Source organism: Methylobacterium segetis, assembly GCF_004348265.1.
GTDB classification, from domain to species: domain Bacteria; phylum Pseudomonadota; class Alphaproteobacteria; order Rhizobiales; family Beijerinckiaceae; genus Methylobacterium; species Methylobacterium segetis.
Genome location: NZ_SMNT01000191.1, coordinates 1 through 4240 on the forward strand (window position 1 = coordinate 1; position 4240 = coordinate 4240).

Sequence of the window (4240 nt, forward strand, 5' to 3'; positions counted from 1 at the left end):
GCGCGGCTGCCGAACCGGGACATGGCCGCGCTGCCGGCCGAGCCGCAGGCGCCCCTCCGGCCCGCCCCGCGCCCGCAGGCCGCGCCGCAACCCGCGCCGGCCGATCCGCGCCTGCGCAACGTCCTGACCCCGGCCGAGATCCGCCGCATCAAGCTGTCGCTGCGGCTGACCGCCGAGCAGGAGCCGCACTGGCCCGCCGTCGAGGCCGTCCTCACCGAGATCGGCGCGCAGCAGATGGCGCTCGCGCGGGCCGGCCAGAACACCGCGGATGCGTTCTCCGGCACGACGCTGCGCATCTACTCCGCCGCCCGCCCCCTGATCGGGGTCCTGCGCGAGGATCAGAAGGCGCAGATCCGCAATCGCGCCCGCGCCATGGGGCTCGAATCGGTCGCCTCTTATCTGTGATCCCGCCGCCGAACCGGCCCGGGACCGGTTTCGCGGGATGTGGGACCTTGCGGCAACAGTCTCCGGCCGGACGAGGCAGCGTGTCGGGGCCGCACCGGCGCGCCCGGAATTGCGCTTTTCTGTGAAGGTGTTCGCGGCAATCGAGCGAGCCCTTTCAGACATCGTCAACCCTGCCGCCAATGAGCGGTGCAGATATTGTATTCGCGCGTCCCAAGAGCCCGTTCGCGTGAAACCAAGATTGATTTCTGCGCGTTTTGGCGCATGGTGAATCACGACATGGCGATTGAAGGAGGGAAGGAGATGGTTCGACACGCACGTTGCTTGGCCGCAACACTCGCGCTCGCGTTCGGTACGCTGGGTGCCGGCTCGGCGCTCGCGCAGAACGAGGTGGTCTCCGAGGCGCGGCTCGCCAACGCGAAGCGGCACATGGAGCTCGTCTGCCAGCCCCTCGAGAACCGCCGGCAATTCGCCAAGGCGGCCCGCTGCTTCTCGAACGTGACGGCCTACCTCACCGATGCGACCGTCGCCCTGGCCGAGCCGGCGCAGCCGCGTCCGGTCCGCGTGGCCGTCGAGGCGCCGACCCGCGTCGCGCTGATCGCGCCCCGCCGCACGGGCGGCCTGCTCACCTCGAACTTCGTGCTCTCCGGCGTCGGTTTCTGACGCCGCAGATCCGGGACACCGAAAGCGCGCCGCAGGACACCCCTGCCGGCGCGCTTCCGCATGTCCGGACCCTCGCGCGGCCGCCTCAGCGGCGGGCGTCGAGGCTCCGCTGCGCATTCTGGATCGCCCGCTCGGCGACCAGCCGCGCCCGCCGGGCGTCCCGCCGCGCCCGCATCACGGGCGGGCGGGATGCGTGTTGAGCCGCCGTCGGGGCGCCCGTCACCTCGGCCTGGGGTCGCACCGGCGCCCCTGGCTTCGCTTGCGCCGCCTCGGGCTTCGCTTGCGCCGCCTCAGGCTTCACGGGCGGCGTGTCCAGCTTCGCGGGCGATGCCTCGGGCTTCGCGGCGGCCGGCGGCTTCTCCTCGGCCCGGGCCGGCAGGGCGGGCGCGAGGGCGAGAAGCAGCGCCGCGAGAAGGGCGCTCCGGCGCCTCGCGGCGGCGGGCAGGGTTCGGCTCGTCGGTCGGCTCATCGGCAGGGATCCTTCCCCAGTTGCGCGTGGCGGGGCACGCTGGTCACGGGTCACGGCCTCGGCGGCGCGGGCCGCGCCGGCAGGGAGACGGGCTGGATTCCCGCGTCCGGGCGCGCCACGGCATGCACGTTGCGGTAGCGGTTCAGCCGCAGGCCGATCATCGTCTCGAACTTGTCGCGCACCGCGCTCACCGACAGGCTCTGCATCTTCCCGTCGGCTGCCGCCGAGTAGAAGATCGGCCGGTTCGCCTCCGCGGGCTTCGGCAGCAGCTCGGCCGCCGCCGCATTCGGCGCCGCCACGGCGCGCGCGATCAGCCGCTCGGCGCCGTCGGGGCCGAGGAAGTGCACGAGGTAGGTCTCGCCGCCGGTCAGGGGACGCCCGAGGCGGCGCGCGATCCGCTCGCCGTCGCGCTTCAGCATCTCCGCGGCGAAGACGGCCGAGAGATAGGCGTCCCGGCGCAGGGCGAGGATGCGGGCGCGCTCGGCGCCGGGCAGGTCCCCGCCCGCGAGGCGCGCCTCCTTCTCCAGGCCGTAGGTGCCCCCGAAATCGCGCACGACGCCGAGCCAGGTCTTCTCGATGAACTGGAACAGCCCGGTCGCCGAGGAGGTCTGGGCCTGGACCTCGGTCGCGAAGCTCGATTCCTTGTCGGCGATGGCCATCAGGAGCACGGGGTCCATGCTCGTGATGCGCGCCGCCCGGACGATCTTCTCGACGAGGTGGCGCCGGATGCGCATCGGCCCGAAATTGAGGAGCTCGTCCGGATTGCGCGGGCCGGAGGATTCGAGCGCCACGGCGAGCGAGGCGTAGGCCGCGAGCTCCGGCCGGTCGGAGGCGCGCTTGCGCGCGTCCGAGAGGTCGCCGGAGAGGATCGACTTGCCCACGGAGGACGCGAGCTTCACGGAGGGCCGCGCGATCGGCCGCGCCTCGGCGAGCGGCACCCGCTTCAACTCGACGCCCGAGGGCACGAGCCGGATGACGGGGGTGAGGGGTGAGGCGGGCGCGGCGTCGACGTCCGAGACGTCGTAGAGCTGCTCGGCCACGTCCTGCGAGACGAGCAGGACCGACTCGTCGGCGGCGAGCGAGAGCAGGGCGGTCGCCTGCACGAGATCGGGATCCTCCTCCGGCTCCGCCGGCACGAGAAGCCAGCCGATGCCGATCGCGAGGCAGACGAACACCCCGATCAGGCCCGCCCCGAAGATCGGCCGCCGCTCGAGGTCGGGCAGGCGCAGGAACGAGGTCAGGGTCCGCCAGGGCGTCTCGGCGGCCTCGTCCCGGCGGGGAATCACCCGCGTCGCCCGCTCGGCGTGCAGCCTCTCCGCGGTGAACGCGGACACGGCCTCGAACCAGTCGATCGCGGGCTGCCCCTGCGCGCCCTCGCCCTCGAGCTGCGCCACGCGCTCGTCGAGGTGCTCGGCGAGGAGCCGCGAGGTCTTCAGGGCGCGGGCGAGGTCGGCGGGCTTCGCCGACCGCCCCCGGGCCCGGGCGTCGATCGCGTAGAACCAGTGCTGCAGCGGCGGTTGCGGCTTGGAGAAGGGGGTCCCCTGGCAGGGATAGAGCTTGAAGCCGCAGCTCCGGCAGGCGAAGGCGCGGTGCTTGCGCGTCGCCTCGAAGCCCGCCTCGCGGCCGCAGGCCTCGCAGGCGCGCTCCCCGTGCCGCAGCCGCATCACCTCCGCCAGGCAGGCTTCTTCCGAAACGCTGCCTGCAAAGGTCTCGAACGCCGTCACGTCAGCTCCCCCGGCGCGACATCAATCGTTCTGCCCTGGTCATGCGCGGACGATCTGTTGTTTTCGCCCGGAAGGCAATCGAAAATCGGATCGAGTACGGTACGGGCGGTGATACGCCGGTCTTCACGCGCGTCAGGCCCCGTTGCTGAGCTTGAAGTACTTGACGCTGATGCCGATCGGACCGCTCTTCGCGGCGTCTTCGGAGACGAGCTTGAAGAAGCGGTCGGCGCTGATCCCGCCGGCCTTCACGGCCGCCATCGCGCCGGCGAGCGGGCGGTGGCTCGCCAGCGCGACGACGAGTTGCGGCTGCGCGTCGGCGCTGCGCTCGTTGCCGACGACGCGCAGCTTGGCGGTGAGGGCGTCGCCGGCCTTCTTGGCGTAGGCGGCGAGGCTGTGGACGGTCCCCTCGTCCGAGATCAGCAGGAGCTCGACGGTGCGGTCGGCCTTGGTGTCGCTGGTCACGACGAGTTCGTCGCCGCTGCGCAGCGTATCCGCCTTGAGCGAGAGCGCGGGCTTGGCCGCGCCGCGCTGCGCGCCCTGCCGGGCGAGGTAGTCGACGAGGGGGCATTGCGCCGCCGTGATCTGGCGCAGGTTGATCTCCGGCTCGAAGCCGAGCGTGCGCTGGAACGCCTCGTCGAAGGCCATGAAGGGGGCGGGGGTCGAGCCGAAAGCCTCGATCGTCGCCTCGTTCATCGCCAGCGTCACGGGCGTGATGAAGAAGCACTGCCCGCCGCTGTAGCCGCGCAGGAAGTCGCGCACCTGGTCGAGGCTCGTCTCCCGCCGCTGCCGGCCCTGGGACGGAGGCGCCTCCGGCGACCCGCTCGGAGGCGGCAGGTGGGCGAGGGCGGGATCGTTGCGGGGGCGCTCGGGCGGCGGCTCCTCCAGCCGCGACTCCTCCTGCCTCTGCGGGTCCTGTCTCGGAGCATCCTGCCTCGAAGCATCCTGCCTCGGCGCATCCTGCCGCGGGCCGTCGACGGGCGGG

General features: G+C 72.6%; 2 protein-coding genes and 3 pseudogenes. 2 read left to right on the forward strand and 3 right to left on the reverse strand.

What is annotated here, in order from left to right; translation table 11 throughout:
* Both E1J50_RS25735 and E1J50_RS25740 read left to right on the forward strand, forming a co-directional pair.
* Nucleotides 1–405 (forward strand): annotated as a pseudogene (locus E1J50_RS25735) (hypothetical protein); the annotation flags it as partial.
* Between the two features lie 321 nt (nucleotides 406–726).
* On the forward strand, nucleotides 727–1065 hold the full coding sequence (locus E1J50_RS25740; protein ID WP_132257077.1) for a hypothetical protein: 339 nt from the start codon (nucleotides 727–729) through the stop codon (nucleotides 1063–1065).
* 85 nt (nucleotides 1066–1150) lie between these two features.
* Here the strand turns inward: E1J50_RS25740 and E1J50_RS25745 are convergent, their stop codons facing one another.
* From E1J50_RS25745 to E1J50_RS27655, 3 genes and pseudogenes are all read right to left on the reverse strand, one after another.
* Nucleotides 1151–1534: a hypothetical protein gene (locus E1J50_RS25745; protein WP_132257079.1), complete on the reverse strand. Its 384-nt coding sequence runs from the start codon at nucleotides 1532–1534 to the stop codon at nucleotides 1151–1153.
* A gap of 50 nt (nucleotides 1535–1584) precedes the next feature.
* A pseudogene (locus tag E1J50_RS25750) lies at nucleotides 1585–2298 on the reverse strand (transglycosylase SLT domain-containing protein); the annotation flags it as partial.
* A 1092-nt stretch (nucleotides 2299–3390) separates the two neighbouring features.
* Nucleotides 3391–4240: pseudogene (locus E1J50_RS27655) on the reverse strand (hypothetical protein); the annotation flags it as partial.